Annotated in this window: 21 protein-coding genes; 16 read left to right on the forward strand and 5 right to left on the reverse strand. The window is 71.9% G+C overall.

Features of this window, described 5'->3' with window-relative positions; translation table 11 throughout:
* Positions 1-492 precede the first annotated feature (492 nt).
* Entirely contained in the window at positions 493-1731 is a 1239-nt protein-coding gene (locus ACFT9I_RS37000; protein ID WP_382571829.1) for an ROK family protein, read from the reverse strand.
* Between the two features lie 271 nt (positions 1732-2002).
* Here ACFT9I_RS37000 and ACFT9I_RS37005 point away from each other — a divergent pair, with 271 nt between their 5' ends.
* The 11 genes from ACFT9I_RS37005 to ACFT9I_RS37055 all read left to right on the forward strand — a co-directional run bounded on the left by ACFT9I_RS37005 (position 2003) and on the right by ACFT9I_RS37055 (position 14704).
* Positions 2003-4075 (forward strand): glycoside hydrolase family 27 protein, encoded by a 2073-nt coding sequence (locus tag ACFT9I_RS37005; protein WP_382571861.1) that lies wholly within the window; start codon positions 2003-2005, stop codon positions 4073-4075.
* A gap of 52 nt (positions 4076-4127) precedes the next feature.
* Positions 4128-5423 (forward strand): ABC transporter substrate-binding protein, encoded by a 1296-nt coding sequence (locus ACFT9I_RS37010; protein WP_382571831.1) that lies wholly within the window; start codon positions 4128-4130, stop codon positions 5421-5423.
* A 1-nt stretch (position 5424) separates the two neighbouring features.
* Positions 5425-6378, forward strand: a complete 954-nt coding sequence (locus ACFT9I_RS37015) for a carbohydrate ABC transporter permease (protein ID WP_382571833.1) — start codon at positions 5425-5427, stop codon at positions 6376-6378.
* Positions 6378-7229: a carbohydrate ABC transporter permease gene (locus ACFT9I_RS37020; RefSeq protein ID WP_382571835.1), complete on the forward strand. Its 852-nt coding sequence runs from the start codon at positions 6378-6380 to the stop codon at positions 7227-7229. The genes ACFT9I_RS37015 and ACFT9I_RS37020 overlap by 1 nt, the downstream gene beginning before the upstream one ends.
* Positions 7226-9367, forward strand: a complete 2142-nt coding sequence (locus ACFT9I_RS37025) for an alpha-galactosidase (RefSeq protein WP_382571836.1) — start codon at positions 7226-7228, stop codon at positions 9365-9367. Before ACFT9I_RS37020 ends, ACFT9I_RS37025 begins: the two co-directional genes overlap by 4 nt.
* A gap of 70 nt (positions 9368-9437) precedes the next feature.
* A complete protein-coding gene (locus tag ACFT9I_RS37030; protein WP_382571838.1) occupies positions 9438-10196 on the forward strand; it encodes an SDR family NAD(P)-dependent oxidoreductase in 759 nt (252 codons plus the stop codon).
* 77 nt (positions 10197-10273) lie between these two features.
* A complete protein-coding gene (locus ACFT9I_RS37035; RefSeq protein ID WP_382571839.1) occupies positions 10274-11029 on the forward strand; it encodes a FadR/GntR family transcriptional regulator in 756 nt (251 codons plus the stop codon).
* Positions 11026-12171 (forward strand): galactonate dehydratase, encoded by a 1146-nt coding sequence (gene dgoD / locus ACFT9I_RS37040; RefSeq protein WP_382571840.1) that lies wholly within the window; start codon positions 11026-11028, stop codon positions 12169-12171. The genes ACFT9I_RS37035 and dgoD overlap by 4 nt, the downstream gene beginning before the upstream one ends.
* Positions 12165-12971: a hypothetical protein gene (locus ACFT9I_RS37045; protein ID WP_382571842.1), complete on the forward strand. Its 807-nt coding sequence runs from the start codon at positions 12165-12167 to the stop codon at positions 12969-12971. Before dgoD ends, ACFT9I_RS37045 begins: the two co-directional genes overlap by 7 nt.
* A 78-nt stretch (positions 12972-13049) precedes the next feature.
* Positions 13050-13724, forward strand: a complete 675-nt coding sequence (locus ACFT9I_RS37050; protein WP_382571844.1) for a bifunctional 4-hydroxy-2-oxoglutarate aldolase/2-dehydro-3-deoxy-phosphogluconate aldolase — start codon at positions 13050-13052, stop codon at positions 13722-13724.
* The gene (locus ACFT9I_RS37055) at positions 13721-14704 is read left to right on the forward strand and encodes a sugar kinase (protein WP_382571845.1); all 984 of its coding nucleotides are present in this window, start codon (positions 13721-13723) and stop codon (positions 14702-14704) included. The genes ACFT9I_RS37050 and ACFT9I_RS37055 overlap by 4 nt, the downstream gene beginning before the upstream one ends.
* Positions 14705-14744: 40 nt before the next feature.
* Here the strand turns inward: ACFT9I_RS37055 and ACFT9I_RS37060 are convergent, their stop codons facing one another.
* Positions 14745-15167, reverse strand: coding sequence for a hypothetical protein (locus ACFT9I_RS37060; RefSeq protein WP_382571847.1), 423 nt, complete (start codon positions 15165-15167; stop codon positions 14745-14747).
* On the reverse strand, positions 15167-15634 hold the full coding sequence (locus ACFT9I_RS37065; RefSeq protein WP_382571848.1) for an ATP-binding protein: 468 nt from the start codon (positions 15632-15634) through the stop codon (positions 15167-15169). The genes ACFT9I_RS37060 and ACFT9I_RS37065 overlap by 1 nt, the downstream gene beginning before the upstream one ends.
* 200 nt (positions 15635-15834) lie before the next feature.
* Between ACFT9I_RS37065 and ACFT9I_RS37070 the strand changes: the two genes are divergently transcribed.
* From ACFT9I_RS37070 to ACFT9I_RS37085, 4 genes are all read left to right on the forward strand, one after another.
* Positions 15835-16695, forward strand: coding sequence for a helix-turn-helix domain-containing protein (locus ACFT9I_RS37070; protein WP_382571850.1), 861 nt, complete (start codon positions 15835-15837; stop codon positions 16693-16695).
* Complete coding sequence (locus tag ACFT9I_RS37075; RefSeq protein ID WP_078074169.1) at positions 16696-16932, forward strand: DUF397 domain-containing protein; 237 nt, start codon at positions 16696-16698, stop codon at positions 16930-16932.
* Between the two features lie 190 nt (positions 16933-17122).
* On the forward strand, positions 17123-17923 hold the full coding sequence (locus ACFT9I_RS37080) for an SAM-dependent methyltransferase (RefSeq protein ID WP_382571852.1): 801 nt from the start codon (positions 17123-17125) through the stop codon (positions 17921-17923).
* A gap of 484 nt (positions 17924-18407) precedes the next feature.
* Positions 18408-18866 carry a YchJ family protein gene (locus ACFT9I_RS37085; protein ID WP_382571854.1) on the forward strand — a complete coding sequence of 153 codons (459 nt, stop codon included), beginning with the start codon at positions 18408-18410 and terminating at the stop codon, positions 18864-18866.
* A gap of 24 nt (positions 18867-18890) precedes the next feature.
* Here the strand turns inward: ACFT9I_RS37085 and ACFT9I_RS37090 are convergent, their stop codons facing one another.
* Positions 18891-19955: an ATP-dependent DNA ligase gene (locus tag ACFT9I_RS37090; RefSeq protein ID WP_382571855.1), complete on the reverse strand. Its 1065-nt coding sequence runs from the start codon at positions 19953-19955 to the stop codon at positions 18891-18893.
* A gap of 75 nt (positions 19956-20030) precedes the next feature.
* Here ACFT9I_RS37090 and ligD point away from each other — a divergent pair, with 75 nt between their 5' ends.
* On the forward strand, positions 20031-21080 hold the full coding sequence (gene ligD / locus ACFT9I_RS37095) for a non-homologous end-joining DNA ligase (protein WP_382571857.1): 1050 nt from the start codon (positions 20031-20033) through the stop codon (positions 21078-21080).
* Between the two features lie 43 nt (positions 21081-21123).
* Here ligD and ACFT9I_RS37100 read toward each other — a convergent pair whose 3' ends face one another.
* Entirely contained in the window at positions 21124-22527 is a 1404-nt protein-coding gene (locus tag ACFT9I_RS37100) for an MFS transporter (RefSeq protein ID WP_382571859.1), read from the reverse strand.
* Between the last annotated feature and the right edge of the window lie 155 nt (positions 22528-22682).

Consider the following 22682-nt stretch of genomic DNA (forward strand, 5'->3'; position numbering starts at 1 on the left):
CGCACGCGGGGCGACCCGGCCGCCGGCCCGCCCCGCGTGCGCGAACGCCGACGCGGCTGACGCTGCCGGGCTGCTGCCGGTACGGCCAACTTCCGTACCGTACGGGCGAGATGGCCCCCGACCGACGCCGCACCGGATGGCCCTCAGGGCCGTTCGCACCCAGCCTCCATGGCGCACCGGCGCGATGGCCCCCGGCTGACGCGGGGTCGGCACCGCGCCCTGCGCGTATCCGCGCGATACGCGCGGCTCGACGGGGGGTGACGCCAACCTCCCGCGCCGTACCGGCCGGCGGCCCCGGGCCCGGTACCGGACGACGTTCAACGTCCACGCCAAACCGCCGGGTTCACCCCGGCCGGAGTGCCCACTCGACGCTCACGCGCCGCGCCATGGCCCCGGTCGATGCCGCGTGGACGCCACACGTGGTGGGAATCCGCGCACATGGGACCGACGCCGCGTCGACCCCCAGGCCCCCCGACCCCCGCGCCGTACGCGCTACGCGCTCGTACGTTCCGCGTACGCCACCGGGTCCGCCAGCACCGCGCGGACCACCAGCGCCGCCGCGCCCCGTGCCGCGTCGCCCGCCGAGGATGACGCGCGTAGCCTGCCGCTGTCGTGCGGCCACAGGCCGGACACCACCCGGTCGGTCAGCTCGCCGTCCGCGGGCGGTGACAGCCATGGCATCAGGCTCCGGTAGATCCCGCCGAGCACCACCGCGTCGGGGTCGAAGAGGTTCACCGCGCCCGACAGGACCCGGCCCAGCATCCGGCCGGCCTCGCCGATGGCGGCGATCGCGCGCTTGTCGCCGCTCCTGGCCAGGGCCTCCAGCTCCGCGACGCCCGGCACTCCGGCGTTCTCGTCGAGCCCGGCGCCCCGCAGGAGCGCCGACTGGCCCGCGTACTGCTCCAGACAGCCACGCGCGCCGCACCGGCACAGCGGCCCGTCGGCGTCGACGACCACATGGCCGATCTCACCGGCGAACCCGTTGGCGCCGCGCAGCAGTTCACCGTCGAGCACCAGCGCGCCGCCGACGCCGATCTCGCCCGACAGATAGAGGAAGCTGCGGATCCCGCCCAGGCCGCCGAACCACAGCTCGGCGAGTGCCGCGAGATTCGCCTCGTTCTCCGAGCGCACCGGCAGCGGCGGCACCGCGGGCTGCGACTCGGCAAGCGCCGCCGCGAACAACTCCTCGGCGGGCACCCGGTTCCAGCCCAGGTTGGGCGCCTGGCGGACCGTACCCCCGGAGACCAGACCCGGCAGCGCGAGCTGCACCCCGACCGGCGACAGATCCTGCTCGGCGGCCGAGTCGAGGGTGCGCGCGGCGATCCGGGCGCCACGGGCCAGGACTTCGGCGGGCGCGGCGCCGCGATTGTCGAGGTGTTCGGTGAGGCGTACACGGTCGGTGCCCGACAGGTCGACCACGCACACCGACACGTAGTCGATGTTGATCTCGACGCCGATACCGGCCGGACCGGCGCGCGTCACCTTCAGTACGGTGCCGGGCCGGCCGGCCTGCCCGCTGAACGTCTTGCCGGACTCGGAGAGGAATCCGCTGTCCAGCAACTGCTCGACCAGCGACGACACCGCGGCCCGGGTCAGTCCGACCCGCGCGGCCACACCTGCCCTGGTCGCCTCACCCTCGTCCCGCACGGCGCGCAGCACCAGGCTCAGATTGTGCCGGCGCACCGTCTCTTTGTCGGCCTTGGGACCGAGGGATGTGTGGTTGCTCTTCATGGTGCGGTCGAGCCTATGTGATCGGTATCCGGACGGATGGCCGGTCCCGCGAGATCGATGGCCCGTCCAGCCACTTGTTTAGATTAATTAGTAATAATCGTTGACAGGGTCGGGGAGCGCGGCGACAGTCTTCGTCGTGACCCCCAACCTTCGGGAGACATCAGTGACTTCGCACCGGGCAACGGTGGCCGCCGTCGTCACCGCGCTGTTCGCGGTGGTGACCGTGCCCTCCGCCCAAGCGGCCGACGGCGTCCGGGACGAGCCCCGGGCCATGGACCGGCCCGCCGTCCAGGCCGTGGACCAGGGCGCCCCCACGTACTACGACAGCGGACTCGCCCCCACGCCGTACATGGGCTGGAACACCTACTACGGCCTCGGCGCCCCCACCGAGCAGGAGGTCAGGTCGGTCGCCGACCACCTCGTCAGCAGCGGCCTCAGGGACAGCGGCTACGACATCGTCTGGCTGGACGGCGGCTGGCAGGCCGACACCCCGCGCGACAGCGACGGCAGGCTGGCCGCACACCCCGGCCGCTTCCCGTCCGGCATCCCCGCCCTCGTGACCTATCTGCACCAGCGCGGACTCAAGGCCGGCATCTACACCGACGCCGGCACCTACGACGGCGGCAAGAGCTGCGGGCTCGGCAGCCGCGGCCACTACACCGAGGACGCGAAGCAGTTCGCCGGCTGGAAGATCGACGCCATCAAGGTCGACTTCCTCTGCGGCATCACCGCGAAGCTCGACCCGGGCCCCGCCTTCAAGGAGTTCAGCGACGCCGTCGCCAAGTCCGGCCGCCGGATGCTGCTCAACCTCTGCAACCCGCTGACCGACGACTGGGGCCTGCCGCACACCCCCGAGCAGGACGCGCACAACAGTTACGTCTACGGTCCGACGACCGGTGACTCCTGGCGTACCGGCACCGACGTCGCCTTCGGCACCCCCTCCACCGGCCAGTGGGCCAACGTCCTGCGCAACATGGACGCCAACGCCTGGCACCCCGAGGCACAGGGGCCGGGGCGCTACAACGACCCCGACTACCTCATCCCGATGCGCAAGCTCGAAGACGGCTCGTACGAGCTGACCGAGGAGGAGTCCACCACCCAGCTCGTCATGTGGGCCGTGATGGGCTCGCCCCTGGTCATGGGCTCCGACCCGCGCACCCTGCCGCAGTCGATGATCGACACCCTGCGCAACCCGGAGATTATCGCCGTCGACCAGGACCCGCTCGCCATCCAGGGCGTACGCGTCGCCACCGACGCCACCGGCGACGTCTACAGCAAGACCCTCAAGGGCGCGGGCAAGCGGGCGGTCGTCCTCCTCAACCGCTCGGACCGGGCCGCGACACGCACCGTGACCTTCGCGGACGCCGGACTGACGGGCGACGTCGCCGTACGGGACGTCCGCGCCCGCGCCGACCGGGGCACGCACAGCGGCTCGTACACCGTCACCGTCCCCGCGCACGGCACCGCCTTCCTCACGCTCGCCGGCCGGGACGACGCGCCGGGCGCCTCGCTCGGTACGCGTTCCACCGCGAGCCCCGCCCTGGTGCGCGACGGCGACCGGCTGACGGCGTTCACCAGGGGCGCGGACGGTTCCCTGCGGCAGCAGAGCGGACGTGACGGGCACTGGTCGTCGCGTACGACCGACCTCGGGGGTCCCACGAACGGCCGGATCCTCGGCCAGCCCGCGGCCTACGCCTCGGCCGCCGAGCCCGGCCGGATCGACGTCTTCGTACGCGGCACCGACGACGCGGCGTACCGGCGCGCCTTCACCGACGGCCGGTGGGGGATCTGGCAGAAGCTCGGCGGCAGCCTCGCCGACGCACCGTCCGTCGCTTTCGAGAGCGCCGACCGGTGGACGCTCCTCGCGCACGACAAGGACGGACAGATCCAGGCGCGTGGGCCGCGCTCCGGCTGGACGACGCTGGGCGCGCCCGAGAAGCGGGCCGTGTACGGGCGGCCGTCCGCCGTCGTCGACGGGGAGGGCCGGACCCATGTCGCCGTACGTACCGCCGAGGACGCGGTGTGGTGGCGGGTGCGGGACACGGACGGCAGCTGGTCGCCGTGGACCTCGCTGGGCGGGACCGTCAGCGGCAGCCCGACCCTCGTCGCGGTCGACGGCGGCGTGCGGCTGTACGCACGGGCCGGTGACTACACGCTCTGGCAGCGCGCGTACGGCGACGCAGATGCGACGTGGGGCGACTGGTCGGCGCGCCCGGAGTTCGTCAGCGGCGTCTTCGACGGCGCGCTCGGCGCGACCGCCGGGCCCGACGGCACCGTGCTGACCGCCTTCCGCGGCGTCGACGGCCGCGTCCATCAGACCGGCTTCCCGGCCGCCCGCCCGTAGAACCGGGCGTCCACAGCCATTCAACCCGCACTGTCCGACAGGGAGTTCACCGATGATCACCCCACCCACCGCACCACCCGGCCGCCGTCAGTTCCTCGCCGGCACCGGCGCCGTCGGCGCCGCCGCGCTCCTGAGCGGCTGCGTCACCTCGGGATCGACCGCCAAGAGCGAGTCGGGCGGCGACGTCACCCTCCAGTCCAACCTCTCCTCGCCACAGGCCAAGAAGGCCATGGAGAAGGTGGTCGAGGGCTTCGGCAAGGAGGGCGGCGCGAAGGCGAAGCTCAACACCGTCGCGTCCGAGACCTTCCGCACCCAGCTCCCGACCTACCTCACCTCCGCCAACCCGCCGGACCTCTACACCTGGTACCCCGGCTCGGTCGCCGAGTCGTACGCGGCGAAGGACCTGCTCCTCGACGTCAGCGACATCTGGACCGAGCCCGAACTGACCGGCTACTCGAAGGCGTTGCAGGCGCTCTGCACCTCGGGGGCGGGCAAGAAGGTCTTCGTCCCCACCACCTACTACTGGTGGGGCGTCTTCTACCGGAAGTCGAACTTCGCCAAGTGGGGCGTCCAGGAGCCCAAGACCTGGGACGAGTTCCTGGACCTCTGCGACACCCTCAAGGGCAAGGGCGTCGCACCGATCGGCCTCGGCGCCGGCGGCAACACCCCCTGGGTGGCGTCCTCCTGGTTCGACTACCTGAACATCAGGATCAACGGCGCCGCGTACCACCGCGAACTCCTCGCCGGAAAGCACCGGTTCGACGACCCCGAGGTCCGCAAGGTCTTCGACCGCTGGGGCGAGGCACTGCCCTACTTCGACCCCAACAGCACCGCCCTGCCCTTCCAGGACGCCACCACCGCACTGCTCCAGGGCCGTACGGGAATGATGCTGATCGGCACGTTCTTCGCGGACTCGGCACCCAAGGGGACGCTGGAGGACATCGACTTCTTCCGCTTCCCCGTCATCGACCCCAAGGTCCCGGTCGCCGAAGAGGCCCCCACCGACGGCTACTTCGCCAGCGCCCGCACCGGCCGCAAGGCCGAGGTCAAGGAGCTGATGCGGTATCTCGCCACCGCCGAGGCGCAGGAGATCTACCTCAAGAACTCCTCCGGCACCGCGCTGCCGACCCACCCCGACGCCAAGGACAGCGGAACCGCCCTCGTCAAGAAGGGCCGTGCGCTGATCGAGGGCGCCGCCGAACTCACCCAGTACTTCAACCGGGACTCCAGCGACGCCCTCCAGCCGCCCGCCGACGCCGCGCTCACCCGCTTCCTCGCCAAGCCCAAGGAGATCGGCTCCATCCTCACCACCTGGCAGCGCGAGTCGCAGAAAATCTGGAGCCGCTGAGATGGCGGCGGTCGTCACCGGGCCTCCGAAGAAGGAACAGGGACACGAACAGCCGACGGCGAAGGAGGACCGGCGGCCACGGCGCAAACGGTCCACCCGGGTCCCACCCGTGGTGCTCGCCTTCGTCCTCGTCCCCCTGCTCGCCGAGGCCTTCTGGGTGTTCTGGCCCGCGGTCCAGGGCTTCTACCTCTCCCTGACCGACTGGGACGGCGTCTCCGCGCCGCGCTTCATCGGCCTCGGCAACTTCCGTGAGATGTTCGGCGACGCCGTCTTCCGTACCGCCGTGCTCGACACCGTCCTGTGGCTGCTGCTCTTCGGCGGGCTCTCCGCGCTCCTCGGCCTCGGCGCCGCCCTGCTCCTCCAGCAGGAGCGCCGCGGCGTCGGCTTCTACCGGGCCGCGCTCTTCCTGCCCGTCGTGTTCTCCCTCGTCGCCACCGCCCTGGTGTGGCAGGCGATGTACCAGCCGGACGGCCTGATCAACCAGGCACTCGAAACCATCGGCCTCGGCAATCTCACCCGCGCCTGGCTCGCCGACCAGGACACCGCCCTGTACGCCGTGATCGTGCCCGCCCTCTGGCGCCAGGTCGGCTACGTGATGATCCTCTACATCGCCGGCCTCAAGGGCATCGACCCGGTGCTCTACGAGGCGTCGAAGGTCGACGGCGCGAGCCGCTGGCAGCGGTTCCGGCACATCACCCTGCCGCAGCTGCGCAGCGTCAACGCCGTCGTCCTGTCGGTCATCGTCATCGACTCGCTGCGGTCGTTCGACGTCGTCTGGGCCCTCACCCGAGGCGGCCCGTACCACTCGTCCGAGCTGCTCTCCACGTACATGTACTCCACCGCCTTCCAGTCGCTGCGGCTGGGATACGGCTCCGCCCTCGCGGTCGTGATCTTCGTGCTGGCCTTCGGGGTCATCGCCTCGTACCTCGTCCGCGCCTTCCGGGAGGCCGACTGATGTCCGCCACCTCAGGATCCACCAACACCCGGCGCAAGTTGGCGACCGCGGGCTTCCACCTCGGCGCCGGCACCCTGTCCGTGCTGTGGCTGCTGCCCATCGCGCTCGTACTGGTCACCAGTGTCCGCTCGTTCGACGACATCGCCGCCAACGGGCTCGGCAGTCTGCCGCACTCCTTCACCCTCGACGGCTTCCGGCAGGCGTGGGTCGACGGCGGTCAGCAGCGGGCACTGATCAACAGCATGCTCGTCACCGTGCCGACCGTGCTCATCACGCTGGCCCTCGCTTCGATGGCCGCCTTCGCCCTCAGCCGCTACGAACTGCCCCTGCGCCGGACCCTGTTGCTGCTGATGCTCGGCGGCAATCTGCTGCCGCCGCAGATCCTGCTCATCCCGGTCTCCCGCATCAGCGAGAGCCTTGGTCTGTACGACACGCTGTACGCGCTCATCGGCGTACAGATCGGCTTCGGTGTCGGCTTCTACGTCTTCGTCCTCTACGGGTTCATGCGGTCCCTGCCCGTCGAGATCCAGCAGGCCGCGGTCATCGACGGCGCGAGCCCCTGGCAGATCTACTCACGCATCGTGCTGCCGCTGACCAAACCCGCGCTCGCCGCGCTGAGCGCGCTCTCCTTCACCTGGATCTTCAACGATCTGCTGTGGGCCATCACCGTGCTGCGGACCGACAGCCAGATGCCGATCACCGCGTCACTGATCGGACTCCAGGGTCAGTATGTGTCCATGTGGAATGTGATCGCGGCGGGCTCCGTCATCGCGGCGGCCCCGACCGTCGCCGTGTTCCTGCGATTCCAGCGCCACTTCGTGGCCGGCCTCAACCTGGGAGCGGTCAAATGACCCAGCGCGAACCGTGGGTGCTGCGCACCGAGCACACCGTGTACGCCGTCACCCTCGCGCCCGGCGAGGGGTGGGCCGAACTCGCCGCCTGGGGTCCGCACGGTGCCGAGCAGGGGCCGTCCCCGCTCGACTGGTCGCGCCGCACCCACTTCATCACCCCCGCCGACGCCGCCCCCGCCGAGTACATCCCTTACGGGCCACGGCCGTTCACCGGCGCCGACCTGGTCGCGCAGCGCCCCGGCGAGGAGCGCGGCGTGTGGTGGCGCTTCACCGGCGCCACCGCCGACGGCGACCGCGCGCTGCGTCTCGTCTTCACCGACGACACGCTCGGACTGACCACGACCCTCCGCTACGAGACCGTCCCCGGCACCGACGTGATCCTCCGCTGGGCCGAACTCACCTGTGTCGGCGACGACGAACTGCGCCTGGAACGCTTCGACTCGGCCGCCGTGAACATCCCCGTCACCGACACCGCACGGCTCACCTACCTCTCCGGCCAGTGGTCGCACGAGTTCCAGCGCACCCAGCTCGAACTCACCCGTGGCCGCTTCGAGTTGGCCAGCACCCAGGCGGTACCGGGGCACGCGTACGCACCGTGGCTCGCGATCCAGGACGCGGCGGACCCGGCCGAAGGCGCCACTCCCACCTACGGCATCGCCCTTGAATGGTCCGGCAGTTGGCACCTGACCGCCGACGCCGAGCCGGGCGGCGCCCTGCGCGTACGGGCCGGCCGGCTGCCCCACGAGGGCGCCGTCCGCCTCGCGCCCGGCGCCACACTCACCACCCCCCGACTGGCGTGCGCGTTCAGCCCGGACGGACTCGAAGGACTGGCCCGCGTCTGGCACCGCTACGAACGCCACCTCTCCGGCGAGCGGCTGCACCGGCCGCGCCCGGTGCTCTACAACTCCTGGGAGGCCACCGGCTTCGACGTCGAAGCAGCGGGCCAGCTGGAGCTGGCGCGCGTCGCCGCCGGCATCGGCGCCGAGCTGTTCGTCGTCGACGACGGCTGGTTCACCGGCCGGAACGACGACACCGGCGGCCTCGGCGACTGGTATCCCGACCCGGCCAAGTTCCCCGACGGATTCGACCGGTTCATCGCCCAAGTGCACGAGCTGGGGCTGGACTTCGGGCTCTGGGTGGAGCCGGAGGCCGTCAGCCCCGGCTCTGCCCTGCACGCCGAACACCCCGAGTGGGTCTACCGCGTCGAAGGCCGCCCGGTCACCCTCGTACGCAACCAGCTCCTCCTCGACCTCGGCCGCACCGACGTCCAGGACTTCGTCATCGCCACCCTGGACCGGCTGCTCGGCACATACGCGATCAGCTATCTCAAGTGGGACATGAACCGCCCGCCCACCGAACGCGGCCGGCCCGGCGGCGGCCCCGTCGAGAGCCAGGACCTCGACGCCGCGCACGTCGCCGGCTACCTCCGCGTACTGGACCATCTGCGGACCGCGCACCCGCACGTCACCGTCGAGGGCTGCGCGGGCGGCGGCGGCAGGACCGACCACGCCACCCTCGCCCGTACGGACGTGCTCTGGCCCAGCGACAACACCGCCCCGCTCGACCGCCTCTCCATCCAGTACGGCTATCTGCACGCCCACGCCCCGCACACCATGAGCGCGTGGGTGACGGACGCGCCGGGCGTCTTCGACCCACGGCCCCGCTCCCTCGCCTTCCGCTTCGTCAGCTCCATGTCCGGCGTCCTCGGTATCGGCGCCGACCTCGGCAGATGGACGGACGAGCAGCGCGCCGAGGCCGCCGGCTGGGTCGCCCGCTACAAGGAGATCCGCGACGTCGTCCACCACGGCGAGATCCGGCTGCTGAACTCGCCCGCCGAGCCGACCTGCGGAGTCCAGTACGACGAGGACGGCCGAGGCGTCGGCGCCCGTACCGTCGTCACCGCCTGGAACACCGGTCCCCTCGACGGCGCGCCGCTCGTCCCCGGACGCCCGGCCCGGCTGCGGCTGCGCGGCCTCGACCCGGCGGCCCGCTACCGGGACGAGGCGTCCGGCACGGCGTACGGCGGCGGGTATCTCCTGCACTCGGGGCTGCCGTTCCACTGGACCGCCGACCACGACGCCGAACTCGTGGTGCTCACCCGGGTGGACGGCGGGGGACCCGGGGCCGGGACCCCATGACCCGCACGCTCACTACAGTCGCCCGGGTCGCCGAACGGCGGCCACGCACCCGGAGGAGTCGAACCGCCTCATGAACGCACCAGCCCGCTTCCACGACCGCGTCGCCGTGGTCACCGGAGCCGCGTCGGGCATCGGGGCCGCCACCGCGTCCCGGCTCGCCGCCGAGGGCGCCGCCGTGATCCTCGCCGACATCGACACGGCGCGCGGCGAGGCCGTCGCCGCCGGCATCCGCGACAAGGGGGGCCGCGCCGACTTCGTACGGACCGACGTCGCCGAACAGGACGACTGGGACCGCGTCGTGGCCGCCGCCCACCGCCACGGCCCGGTCGGCGTCCTCGTCAGCAACGCCTACACCGTGGACGTCAGCCCCGCGCACGAGATGACCGTCGCCTCCTGGGAACGCCAGCTCGCCGTCAATCTCACCGGCGGCTTCCTCGGCTTCCGCGCCGTCCTGCCCGATCTGCGCGCCCACCACGGCGCGGTGGTGCTGACCTCGTCCGTCCACGCGCACATGGGCATCCCCGGTCACCCCGCGTACGCCGCGAGCAAGGGCGCGCTGCTCTCGCTCTGCGGACAGCTCGCCGTCGAGTACGGGCCGGAGGTACGCGTCAACGCCGTGCTGCCCGGCCCGATCCTCACCGCCGCGTGGGACCGCGTACCCGAGGAGGAGCGGGCCCTCAGCGTCGAGGGCACGGCGGCGCGCCGCTTCGGCACGCCCGAGGAGGTCGCGGCGGCCATCGCCTTCCTGGCGGCCGACGAGGCCTCCTACATCACCGGATCGAGTCTGCTCGTGGACGGCGGATGGAGTGTCGTGAAGGCCTCGGCCTGACGGCTGTGGGCGGGGCCGTCCGGCCTTGGTACGACCTCCGCAGTACACGAACGACCAGCAGAAAGGCAGAACGACACATGACGCCATACGCGCGCCGCGGAGTGCACGGCCAGACCGTGGAGACTCTCGCGCGCCGGGTGCTCAGCGGCGAGATCCCCGAGGGAGCCACCCTCGATCTCGTGGAACTGCAGCGCGAGTTGGACGTCAGCCTGACCGCCCTGCGTGAGTCGCTGAAGGTGCTCGCCGCCAAGGGAATGGTCGACGCGCGGCAGCGCCGGGGGACGTTCGTCAGATCCCGCTCCGACTGGAACCTCCTCGACGCCGACGTCCTGCGCTGGCAGTTCGCCGAAGGCACCACCGCCGGCGCCGACCTGGCCCTGCTGCGCAACCTCGGCGAGGTGCGCGGCATCATCGAACCGGCCGCCGTCCGGCTCGCCGCCGAGCGGCGCACCGACGCCGATCTCGCCGCGCTGGAAGCGGCGTTGACGGAGATGGGGGAGGGAGACGGCGGAGCCGCCCACGCGGTCGAGGCCGACCTCGCCTTCCACCGCGCGCTCCTCGCCGCCACCCACAACGAGCTGCTGGAACGCATGGAGATGGTCATCGAGTCCGGCCTCGCCCACCGCGACCGGATCGTGCACTCCTCGCCGCACGGCGAGGATCCCGTCCCGAGCCACCGCGCCGTCCTGGACGCCGTACGCGCCCAGGACCCGGACGCCGCCCAGCAGGCCATGCGGGCGCTGCTCGACCAGGCGGTCCGCGACCTCGACAAGGTGCACGGGACGCCCGGCCCGGCCGACGTTCCCGAGACGAAAGGCTCCGAGGCGAAGTGAAGATCGTATCCGTGGAGACGTTCCTCGTCCCGCCCCGCTGGCTGTTCTGCCGTATCGAGACCGACGACGGCACCGTCGGCTGGGGCGAACCCGTGGTCGAGGGCCGGGCGGAGGTCGTACGGGCGGCCGTGGACGTCCTCGCCGAGTACCTCGTCGGCCAGGACCCGCTGCGGATCGAGGACCACTGGCAGGTCATGACCAAGGGCGGCTTCTACCGGGGCGGCCCGGTGCTCTCCAGCGCCGTCGCCGGGGTCGACCAGGCACTGTGGGACATCGCGGGCAAGACGTACGGCGCCCCCGTGCACGCCCTGCTCGGCGGACCCGTCAGGGACCGGGTGCGGGTGTACGCGTGGGTCGGCGGCGACGAACCCGCCCGGCTCACCGACGAGGTCACCGCCCAGGTCGAGGCGGGCTTCACCGCCGTGAAGATGAACGCCGCCGGGCGTACGTCCTCGATCACCAGCCCCGCCGAGACCGCCGCCGTGGTCGAGCGGGTGGCGGCGGCGCGCGCCGTACTCGGCCCGCACCGGGACGTCGCGGTCGACTTCCATGGCCGCTTCGGCCCGGCGGGCGCCCGCCGCGTACTGTCCGAACTCGCGCCGCTGCACCCGCTGTTCGTGGAGGAACCGCTGCTGCCCGAGCACGGACATCTGCTGGCCGGGCTGGTCGCGTCCAGCTCCGTACCGATCGCGACCGGTGAACGGCTCTACGGGCGGGGCGAGTTCCTGCCCGCGCTCGCCGCCGGTATCGCAGTGGTCCAGCCCGACCTCTCGCACGCCGGCGGCATATCGGAGGTGCACCGCATCGCCTCGCTCGCCGACGCCTACGGCGCGCAGCTCGCCCCGCACTGCCCGCTCGGCCCGATCGCGCTGGCCGCCAGCCTCCAAGTCGCCTTCTGTACCCCGAACTTCCTCATCCAGGAGCAGAGCAGGGGCCTGCACTACAACAAGGACGCCGACCTGCTGTCGTACGTCGTGGACACCGAACCGTTCCGCTTCGTCGACGGTCACGCGCACCGCACGGATCTGCCGGGGCTCGGCGTCACGGTCGACGAGGCCGCCGTACGCGCCGCCGACCGCACCGGGCACGCCTGGCGCAATCCGGTCTGGCGGCACGACGACGGCTCGTTCGCGGAATGGTGAGCGCGAAGCCCGCCGTCTCGGTGACCACCGACCTCGCGCACGGCGGACGCTGGACATCACTGCGGGCCGGCGGCCGGGAGTGGCTGTGGCGGCGCGACGAGCCGCGCCGTCCCCTTGTCGCGCCAGGTGACGCCTTCGCCGACGCCGGTGGATTGGAGGAGTGCGTTCCGACGGTGCGCGGCACCCCCGACCACGGCGACGCGTGGTCCCGACCCTGGCGCCGCGACGGCGGCGAGGAATCCGTCGACTGCCCGGACTTCCGCCTCGCGCGCCGCATCCGTACGGAGGCCGACACGCTCGTCGCCGACTACCGGCTCACGGCCGCACCCGGCTACCGCTTCCTCTGGGCGGCCCACGCGCTCCTGGACGTGTCGCCCCGCGCCACCGTCGGCATCCGGGACGGCGCGCCGACCCGGCTCTACCCGGACGACGGGGCGCACTGGATCGCGGGCGCCTGGCCACTGGGCGCCGTCGGCGGCACGGCACTCGACCGGCTCGGCCCCGACGACGGCACCGCCGTGGGCGCGGTCGTCGCCACCCCGGAGGTGTCCGTGCGCGACGGGCGGGACACGTTGCGCCTGGCGGTCGAGGCGCCCGGACAACCCGTCTCCGTGGCCCTCTGGCGCAACCTGTGCGGCTTCCCCGCCGGCGCCCCGTACCGCTCCGTCGGCGTCGAACCGATGCTCGGCCGCGTCTTCGACCTGGCGGCGGCCGGAGAGGACGATGCCGCGCGGGTCCCCGCGTCCGGCGAGGTCCGCTGGCGGCTGACCGTCACGGCGGGCCGCGATCCGCGACCATGAACGAGAACCGGGCACGACCGAACCCGCAGGACCGAACCCGCGGTACCGAACCCGCAGTACGAGAGAAGGAACCCACCCGTGGATCTGCCGGCCGCCCTGCGCGCCCACCGACTCGTCGCCATCGTGCGCGGCACGGACCCCGACGCGGCGCTCAGGACCGTACGCACACTCGTCGAGGAGGGCGTCGCGCTCGTCGAGGTCTCACTCACCGGGCGGGACGCGCTCGACGTCATCGCGCAGGCCCGCGCCGCGCTCGGGCCCGACGCGCCCCTCGGCGCCGGCACCGTCCTGACCGCCGACGACGCGCGCGCCGTCCACCGGGCCGGCGCGGACTTCGTCGTCACGCCCGCCGTCTGCGAAGGCGTCGCCGCCGCGAGAGAGCTCCAACTGCCGGTACTCGCCGGGGTGATGACGCCCACCGAGATCGTGGCCGCGCTGCGCGCCGGAGCCTGCGCGATGAAGATCTTCCCCGCCGCCCAGGCCGGCGGGCCCGCTTATCTGCGCGCGCTCAAAGGCCCCTTCCCGAACGTCCCGTTCGTGCCCGTCGGGGGCGTCGACACCACGGCGGCCAGGGCGTATCTGAACGCCGGCGCGCTCGCGGTCGGCGTCGGATCTCCGCTGGTCGGCGACGCCGCCGACACCGCGGCCGACACCGCCGCCGACGCCTCGGTCGAAGCCGGTCTCGACGCCCTGCGCTCCCGCGCCCGCACCTTCCTGGGGGTCGTACGCGCCGTGGCTCAGGACGCCTCGTGAGTACGGCTCCGCTGCTGCGCCCCGGTCCGGTCGTCTGCGTCGGCGAGACCATGGCGGCGCTGACGCCCGACCCCGTCGCACCGCTCGACACCGCCGAGTCGCTGAGGCTCGACGTCGCGGGCGCCGAGTCGAACGTCGCGATGTATCTGGCGGACCACGGCGTGCCGGCCCGCTGGGTGTCGGCGCTGGGCGACGACCCTTTCGGGCGGCGTGTCCGGGAGCGGATCGCCGCGTCGGGCGTCGACGTCTCCGGCGTACGCACCGATCCGGCGCGCCCCACCGGCCTGCTGGTCAAGAACCCGGGCCCGGACGCCACGAGCGTCCACTACTACCGCACCGGATCGGCGGCCTCCGCCCTCGGGCCGCGGGCGCTGGACGAGCCGGCGTTGCGCGGCGCCGCGCTCGTACATCTCACGGGGATCACCCCGGCCCTCTCGGCGTCCTGCCGCGCCCTGGTGGAGCGGGCGCTGCGCCCGGGACGGCCGTACGCCGTCAGCTTCGACGTGAACCACCGCCCCGCGCTCTGGGGCGACGAGCCGGCGGCCGGGATCCTGCTGCCCCTCGCGGCCCGCGCGGATCTCGTCCTGGTCGGCCTCGACGAGGCGCAGGCGCTCTGGGCCGAGGCGCTGGGCGACGACGCGGGCCCCGACGCGGTGCGCGCCCTGCTGCCGGAGCCGCGCGTGCTGGTGGTCAAGGACGGGGCGCGGGCGGCCACCGCGTACATCGGCCCCGACACGTACACCGTGAACGCGCCGAAGGTGCGGGTGGTCGAGCCGGTGGGCGCGGGCGACGCGTTCGCCGGGGGCTTCCTGGCGGGGCTGCTGCGGTACGACGATCCGGTACGGGCCCTGCGCCTCGGCCATCTGACGGCGGCCTCCGCCCTGCGCGTCCCGGCCGACCACGGCCCGCTGTTGCCGCCGGACCGCATCCGGGAGCTGCTGGCGGCCGACGAGACGACCTGGAACGCGCTGTCCGTGTAAACAACCCGGTGTGAACAACTCGGTATAGGTAAGAAGGCGGTCAGCCGCGCTGCCGCACCGCGATCTCTCCCCGCGGCTGCGCCTCCCACGTAGGCGTCGTCCCCGCGAGCTGGCAGACCATCAGGTAGAAGGGGATCGGCGGCGTGTACGGCGTGGGGGCGTCCGGCCAGTGGATCAGCCGTGGGCGCGCGGCCGGGACCAGGGTCCCGGAGACGTAACGCGCGGGCCGGGGCCAGTCCAGTTCGAGATCCGAACCGGCGGGGACGATCCACCACCACCACTCGGTGTCGGCGAAGACGCAGCCGGTGCTGGGCAGCCTGCCCATCAGCCGGAACCCGTGCCGCGCGGGGACGCCCACCGCGTCACAGCCGAGCGAGGCGGGCAGCGTCGGCGGCAGCGGCAGCTGCGCGAAACCGCTCCGCTCCTCACGCAGCCCACGGGCGAACCGGCGCATCGCACCCATCAACACGGTTGCCCCTGCCCCGTCTCGTGCGGCAGCTCCGCCCATACGACACGCCCGGCGCCGTAACCGGATGTGTCGTGCGTTCCCCAGCAGCTGCTCATGGCGTCCACGAGGAGCAGTCCCCGGCCGTGCTCGTCGTCGGACACGCGGTGCAGCTGCGGCCCCGTGGGGCCGAGACCCTGGTCCTCGACGGCTATGTGCAGCCGGCCGTTCCCTTCGCGCAATTCGCACATGACATGGTCGCCGGGCGCGTGGACGACGGCGTTCGTGACGAGCTCGGAAATTATCAGGATCGCGGTTTCAAGGGTGTCGTCCGTGGTGCCCCAACGGCCGAGCCGCTCACGGGTGAGCCGTCTGGCGCGACAGACCGACTCCGCGTGAGCGGGTAGTGCGAAACCGTAGCGTCGGACAACGTTGCCAGGGCACACGGTCATCAGCGGGGGGGTGAGCGCGTTACCAGGTGCCACGACCGATTCCTAACGGTGGGGAAGCAGCACCGTGCGAAACCTCCGGGCGGAGCACGACAACTGCGTGAGCTGGTTCACCGAACCACTCTCCACCCGTGCGAGACACTTGGCAAGTAGCACTGTGAAATTTTCAGAGTGCCGTGTTCTTACTGGCGAGGACATGGCACACTGCTGGCAACCGTGCATGGGGAGGTTCCAAAGTGAGTGAACCGCGGTCTGCCCCGACCGTGGGACAGGTCGTACTCGGCAAACGTCTGATGGATCTGCGCGAGAGAGCCGGCCTGAAACGCGAGGAAGCCGCGAAGCTTCTCCGGGTGGCGTCGGCCACTGTCCGCAGGATGGAGACCGCCGAGGTCACGCTCAAAGTCCCCTATGTACAGGTGCTTCTCCGGGCCTACGGGGTCGGCGACGAGGAAGCGAACGCCTTCGTCGAGCTGACCGAAGAGGCCAACAAGCCAGGCTGGTGGCAGCGGTTCCACGACATCCTGCCGGACTGGTTCAGCATGTACGTCAGCCTGGAAGGCGCCGCCTCCCTGGTCAGGGCGTACGAACCGCACTTCGTTCCGGGCCTCCTCCAGACGGAGGGTTACGCGCTGTCGGTCATGCACGCCGGCGCCGTGGGGCAGGTCCAGCCGGAGGCGATCGAGCGGCACGTCGCACTTCGTATGCAACGCCAGTCCCTGCTCACACGGTCGGACGCGCCCAGATTGTGGGTGATCATGGATGAGACGGTGCTTCGCCGTCCCGTCGGCACGCCGGACATCATGCGCGAGCAGGTGGACCGGCTCATCGACGCGTCCGAGATGCCCAATGTGACGCTGCAGATCGCGGAGTTCTCCTCCGGACACCACCCCGGAACGTACGGGCCGTTCGTGCTCTTCCGTTTCGCCATGCCCGAACTGCCCGACATGATCTACAGCGAGTACCTGACCGGCGCCGTCTATCTCGACTCGCGTCCGGAGGTGGCGACCCACCTTGAGGTCATGGACCGCATGGCGGCTCAGGCTGCAACTGCACAACGCACGAAGGAGATCCTCAAGGATGTCCGCAAGGAGCTGTGAATGGATCCGATATACAACGGCATGCCCGCCACCGACCTCGGCGCCGAAGGCTGGCACAAGCCGTGGAGCGGCGGCAACGGCGGCAACTGCATCGAGGCCATGAAGCTGGCCGACGGCAGAGTCGCCGTGCGCCAGTCCAACGACCCTGACGGCCCCGCGCTGATCTACACCCATGGCGAGATCGCCGCGTTCATTCAAGGCGCCAAGTCCGGCCAGGCCGACTTCCTGCTGACCTGATCAGACCCGCATGTGACCTGACATGACCGACGTGACCGACGTGGCGTGATTCGACGTGATGTGACGTGAACCGTACGTTCTGATCGGCCGGATCCCGCCTGGTACGAGCCGATCAGGCCTGATCGGATCTGAACTCACCTGTTCCTTGCCACTAGTTCTTGCCAGTGACGCTGAGACTCATGGAGTGCACATGACCGGGCATGACCCCATTGACACCAGCAGGCCGCACCCGGCCCGGATGTACGACTGGTTCCTCGGCGGCAAGGACAACTATCCCGTCGACGAGGAGATGGCCCGGCAGCTCCTCGAACTGAACCCGCTCGGCCGGGAGATGGCCAAGTGCAACCGGGCGTTCATGCACCGGGCCATCCGCTGGCTCGGCGCCGAGGCGGGGGTGCGCCAGTACCTCGACATCGGTACCGGCATTCCGACCGAGCCCAACCTGCACCAGATAGCGCAGCAGGTCGCCGCCGACTCGCGCGTCGTCTACACCGACAACGACCCCATCGTGCTGCGGCACGCGGAGGCGCTGCTGCGCAGCAGCCCCGAGGGGCTGACCGAGTACATCCAGGCCGACGCGCGTGAACCCGACGCGATCGTCGAACAGGCCGGGAAGATCCTGGACTTCGACAAGCCGGTCGCCCTGTCGCTGATCGCGCTGCTGCACTTCGTCCCGGACGAGGACGGCGCGCACGAGCTGGTGCGCAAGCTGCTCGCGCCGCTGGCGTCCGGCAGCTATCTGGTGATCTCCCATACCACGGGTGAGTTCGACCCGGAGAACTCGAAGAAGGCGGAGGCGCTCTACAAGGCGAAGGGCGTACCGCTGGCCCTGCGCTCTCGCGAGGAGGTCGGCCACTTCTTCGACGGTCTCGAACTCGTCGACCCCGGTGTCTCCTTGGTGGCCGAGTGGCGCCCGGAGCTGGGCGAGGTCGTCCCCGTCCCGGGCGACGGGCTCATCGCGGGATTCGTGGGCGTCGCCCGCAAGCCCTGACACAGGACTCACGCGGTCCGGACCGGCGGGGGGTCCGGGCAGGCAAGCGCCTCGGTCCTGTCCGGGCGATCTTGCCGGGCCCGGAACGCCGCAGTGACATCAGCCGCTCCGCGGCGGGCGGCACCTCGCCGCGTTGCCGAAATGCCCACAGGAAACCACCCTGAGGGCACTTCGGCGCCTTGCGATGCACCGCACCAGACGCCCCGGGCTATCCGACAAGATCGCCCGGACAGGACCTAGGCGCCGCAGCACTCTTGGGGGGTGCGGCGGCGCCGAAGCGTTTCCCGGACCCGTTACGGTGCGGCGCCCGCCGCCCACCGACCCCCGCCCGTCGAGGACCGCGTGTGCGCCACGTCACAGAGCCGGGACGGCCGGAGCGCCCTCGAACACGGAGACGCGGCCCCACGGCCGCCCAGCGGCCCCCTGGGCCCCTTCTCGGCCGTCCCTGGACGTCGGCCCTCCGGCGGACGGGCACAATGTGCGGATGGCCCGACGCCCCACACGTCCCACGCGAAACTCATCGACCGCGCGCCCCGCACCCGGTCCGCGCGCTTCACGAGACGCCTCGCCCTGTCTCTGCGGTCTGCCCGCCTCCTACGGAGAGTGCTGCGGCCGGTTCCACGCCAGAACCGCCGGCGCCCCCACCGCCGAGCGCCTGATGCGTGCCCGCTACAGCGCCTTCGCGGTGGGCAACGAGCCGTATCTGCTGAGCAGTTGGCATCCCACCACCCGCCCGTCGCGGGTCGATCTCGACCCGGCGATGCGCTGGGCGGGCCTGGAGATCCTGGCCACCACCGAGGGCAGCGCCTTCCACACCACGGGCACCGTCACCTTCCGCGCCCGCTACACCCGCCGGGGCGAGGAGGGCGCGCTGCACGAGCGGAGCCGCTTCGAACGGCACGACGGCGCCTGGGTCTACGTCGAGGGCACCTTCGTGGAGTAGGAAGGGCCCGTCGCGCCCTTGGGGTCAGCCGGACGCGAGCACCTCCGCCAGGTCGTACCGCACCGGCTCCTCCAGCTGCGCGTACGTGCACTCCTCGGGCGTACGGTCCGGGCGCCACCGGCGGAACTGCGCCGTGTGCCGGAACCGGTCGCCCTCCATGTGGTCGTACGCGACCTCGCACACCAGCTCCGGCCGCACCGCGACCCACGACAGGTCCTTCTTGCCCGACCAGCGGCTCGGCGCGCCGGGCAGTCTGGCGGTCTCGTGCGCCGACTCCCGCGCCCAGGCGGCCCACGGATGACCGTCGGCGGGATCCATCAGCAGCGGTGCCAGCTCGTCCACCAGCTCGGCCCGGCGCTTCATCGAGAACGCGGCGCACACCCCCACGTGCTGCAGCGTCCCGGCCGTGTCGTGCAGGCCGAGCAGCAGGGACCCGACGACCGGACCGCTCTTGTGGAGGCGGTATCCGGCCACGACCACGTCCGCCGTCCGCTCGTGCTTGATCTTGTACATCACGCGTACGTCCGGCCGGTACGGCAGGTCCAGCGGCTTGGCGACCACCCCGTCCAGCCCGGCGCCCTCGTAGCGCCGGAACCATTCCTGCGCCAGGTCCACATCCGTGGTGGCCGGTGCCAGATGGACCGGGGCCGAGGCGCCGGCGAGGGCGTCGACGAGAGCGGAGCGGCGCTCGGACTGGGCGGTGGCGAGCAGCGACCGGTCGCCGAGTGCCAACAGGTCGAAGGCGACGAAGCTCGCGGGGGTCCGCTCGGCGAGCGTCCGCACCCGGGAGTCGGCCGGGTGGATGCGCTCGCTGAGCCGGTCGAAGTCCAGCCGGCCCTCGTAAGCGATCACGATCTCGCCGTCGATCACACACCGCTCGGGCAGCTCGCGCAGGAAGGCGGTGACCAGCTCGGGGAAGTAGCGGGTCAGCGGTTTGCCGTTCCTGCTGCCGATCACCACCTCGTCGCCGTCCCGGTGGACCACCGCTCGGAAGCCGTCCCACTTCGCCTCGTACTGCATACCGGGCGGGATTTTCGCCACGGACTTGGCCAGCATCGGTTTCATCGGAGGCATCACCGGCAGATCCATGCCCTCGATTGTGCGCGGGACCAGGCCGGTCCGCCCGATATGCGGGCCGGGGGAGCCACGCCTACGGTGGCGCGTATGGCGAGCAAGGGCGCGGCGATGGAGCTGGAGGTCGGCGGGCGAACCGTACGGCTGTCCAGCCCCGGCAAGATCTACTTTCCCGAGCGGGGCTTCACCAAGCTGGACGTCGCCCAGTACTACATCGCGGTGGGGGAGGGGATCACCCGCGCCCTGCGGAACCGGCCGACCACCCTCCAGCGCTACATCGACGGTGTCACCGGCGAGTCCTTCTACCAGAAGCGGGCGCCCAAGAACCTGCCCGACTGGATCCCCACCGCCCGTATCTCCTTCCCCAGCGGACGCACCGCCGACGAGATCTGCCCCACCGAACCGGCCGCCGTGCTGTGGGCGGCGAATCTCGGCACCCTGACCTTCCACCCCTGGCCCGTACGGCGGGGGAACACCGAGCACCCCGACGAACTGCGCATCGACCTGGACCCGCAGCCCGGTACCGACTTCCACGACGCCGTCAGGGCCGCGCACGAGCTGCACGGCATCCTCGACGAGCAGGGCCTGCACGGCAGGCCCAAGACCTCCGGCGGTCGCGGTCTGCACGTGTTCGTGCCGATCGAGCCGCGCTGGACCTTCACCCAGGTACGGCGCTCCGCCATCGCCGTCGGCCGGGAGCTGGAGCGGCGCATGCCGGGCCGGGTCACCACGGCGTGGTGGAAGGAGGAGCGGGGCGAGCGGATCTTCGTGGACTACAACCAGACGGCGCGCGACCGCACGATCGCGTCGGCCTACTCGGTGCGCCCCAACCCGTACGCCACGGTGTCCGCGCCGCTGCGCTGGGACGAGCTGGACGACGTCTCCCCGCGCGACTTCGACGTGGCGACGATGCCGGCCCGCTTCGCCGAACTCGGCGATCTGCACGCGGACATGGACTCCGAGGCGTACAGCCTGGAGGGCCTGCTGGAACTGGCCGCCCGCGACGAGCGCGACCACGGCCACGGCGATCTGCCGTACCCGCCGGACTACCCGAAGATGCCGGGCGAACCGAAGCGGGTCCAGCCGAGCCGCGCGCGACCGGAGGCACCGGACACCCCGTCCGGCCCGTCCGGCGATTGAGGACGAACCGGCCCCCGGCCGGACTCCGTCAACACCGCCCCGGTCATCGCGCCCGCCTCGCCAGCAGCGCGATCAGGACGCTCGGCACGACCAGCATCCCGAACACCGCCCCGTACGCCGCACCGTCCGCGTCCGCCGCCAGGAAGCCGTTGAAGAGGGCCGAGCCCAGCCCCAGCACCGTGATCTGGCCCAGGTTCTGAGTGGTCTGGAGCGCACTGCTCGCATAGCCCTGCCGGCCCGGCGGGCTGTGGACGAGCGAGAGCAGCGTCACCGACGGAGCCAGCAGACCCATCCCCAGCGCCGCCACGACCATGGCCGACGCCGCGATGTACGGATGCGTCGTCGGCAGCGTCCCGACGACGGCGAGCACGGCGGCCAGCGCCATCACCAGCGCCCCGGTCGCGACCAGTCGGTGGCGCGGCCAGTGCTCCAGCGGATGGGCCTGTACCCAGGAGGACGCGGCCCACGCCACGGCGGCGCCAGTGAAGGCCAGTCCCGTCACCACGGCGGGCACGTTCCCGTCGCTCAACAGGAACAGCGGTACGAAGGCCTCCAGCGTGAAGAAGACGCCCGAACTCAGGCCGCGCAGCAGGGCCGTTGCGGGCAGCCCCCGGCCCGCCCGCCAGGTCCCCGGCGGCAGCAGCCGGGCCGCGAACACCGCCATCAGCGCGAGCCCCACCACCGCGCACAGCAGCCGCCGCGCGTCCCAGCCGGACACGCCGTACTGCCCCAGCGCGGCGCCGAGGCTCACCGCCACCGCGACCGTCAGCGCCGGACGCGGTGGCCGGTCCTCCACCGGCAGGGGCGCGGCGCGCCAGGCACGGCCGCGCAGCAGGAGCACCACCGCCACGGCCGGGAGCACGGTCAGCGCGGCCAGACCGAAGAACACCGCACGCCAGGACCACCAGGTGACGACCAGCCCGGCCAGCGGCGGGCCCACCAGCGACGGCACGAGCCAGCAGGTGCTCATCAGGGCCAGCACCCGGGCCCGCAGCCGCTCGGGGTACGCCTGGGCGACGGCGGTGTTGACCGCCACCGCCACCATGCCGCCCGCGAGACCGTCCAGGAAGCGCCCCGCCGCCAACTGCCAGATGGAGCCGCTGGTCGCGGAGATCAGCAGGGTGACCACCGACAGCACCACCCCCGCCGCCAGCGGACGCCGGGCCCCGGCACGGTCCGCCCAGTAGCCGCCGAGGACCCCGCCCAGCAGGCTCGCGGCCACGAAACAGCCGGCCACCAGCGGGTAGAGCGACACCCCGTCCAGATCGCGCGCGGCGGTCGGCAGGATGGGAATCACGGCGAGCGCGGCGAATCCGGTCAGGAACATCACCACGGCGAAACCGGCGGTGACGGAGGCGTATCTCCCGGAGAACAGGCCGTCCCCGGAGGCCGGTTCGGCCTCGACGGGGCCGGGCGCCCCCGGCGTCAACTTCAGTTGATCAGTCACGGGCGCCCAAGCTATCCGCGCCGCCGGAGCGACCGCCATCCGTTTTCTGGTGACTCGCGGGTGGCTCCCGGGCGACCGACGCACTCCGCGCACGCCGTCCCCGAACGGCGAAGTGCCCCCTCCCGTAAGGGAAGGGGCACTCCTGTCGGCTCAGC

It is taken from the genome of Streptomyces sp. NPDC057137, from assembly GCF_042670825.1.
Taxonomy (GTDB): Bacteria; Actinomycetota; Actinomycetes; order Streptomycetales; family Streptomycetaceae; genus Streptomyces.

What these genes read in the sequence shown, in the direction of transcription:
- ACFT9I_RS37020 (WP_382571835.1), top strand. Translation starts at nt 6,378, where the DNA reads ATGTCCGCCACCTCAGGATCCACCAACACCCGGCGCAAGTTGGCGACC.
- ACFT9I_RS37030 (WP_382571838.1), top strand. Translation starts at nt 9,438, where the DNA reads ATGAACGCACCAGCCCGCTTCCACGACCGCGTCGCCGTGGTCACCGGA.
- ACFT9I_RS37080 (WP_382571852.1), top strand. Translation starts at nt 17,123, where the DNA reads ATGACCGGGCATGACCCCATTGACACCAGCAGGCCGCACCCGGCCCGG.
- ACFT9I_RS37000 (WP_382571829.1), bottom strand. Translation starts at nt 1,731, where the DNA reads ATGAAGAGCAACCACACATCCCTCGGTCCCAAGGCCGACAAAGAGACG.
- ACFT9I_RS37045 (WP_382571842.1), top strand. Translation starts at nt 12,165, where the DNA reads ATGGTGAGCGCGAAGCCCGCCGTCTCGGTGACCACCGACCTCGCGCAC.
- ACFT9I_RS37025 (WP_382571836.1), top strand. Translation starts at nt 7,226, where the DNA reads ATGACCCAGCGCGAACCGTGGGTGCTGCGCACCGAGCACACCGTGTAC.
- ACFT9I_RS37035 (WP_382571839.1), top strand. Translation starts at nt 10,274, where the DNA reads ATGACGCCATACGCGCGCCGCGGAGTGCACGGCCAGACCGTGGAGACT.
- ACFT9I_RS37015 (WP_382571833.1), top strand. Translation starts at nt 5,425, where the DNA reads ATGGCGGCGGTCGTCACCGGGCCTCCGAAGAAGGAACAGGGACACGAA.
- ACFT9I_RS37085 (WP_382571854.1), top strand. Translation starts at nt 18,408, where the DNA reads ATGGCCCGACGCCCCACACGTCCCACGCGAAACTCATCGACCGCGCGC.
- ligD (WP_382571857.1), top strand. Translation starts at nt 20,031, where the DNA reads ATGGCGAGCAAGGGCGCGGCGATGGAGCTGGAGGTCGGCGGGCGAACC.
- ACFT9I_RS37090 (WP_382571855.1), bottom strand. Translation starts at nt 19,955, where the DNA reads ATGGATCTGCCGGTGATGCCTCCGATGAAACCGATGCTGGCCAAGTCC.
- ACFT9I_RS37010 (WP_382571831.1), top strand. Translation starts at nt 4,128, where the DNA reads ATGATCACCCCACCCACCGCACCACCCGGCCGCCGTCAGTTCCTCGCC.
- ACFT9I_RS37005 (WP_382571861.1), top strand. Translation starts at nt 2,003, where the DNA reads ATGGACCGGCCCGCCGTCCAGGCCGTGGACCAGGGCGCCCCCACGTAC.
- ACFT9I_RS37060 (WP_382571847.1), bottom strand. Translation starts at nt 15,167, where the DNA reads ATGGGTGCGATGCGCCGGTTCGCCCGTGGGCTGCGTGAGGAGCGGAGC.
- ACFT9I_RS37075 (WP_078074169.1), top strand. Translation starts at nt 16,696, where the DNA reads ATGGATCCGATATACAACGGCATGCCCGCCACCGACCTCGGCGCCGAA.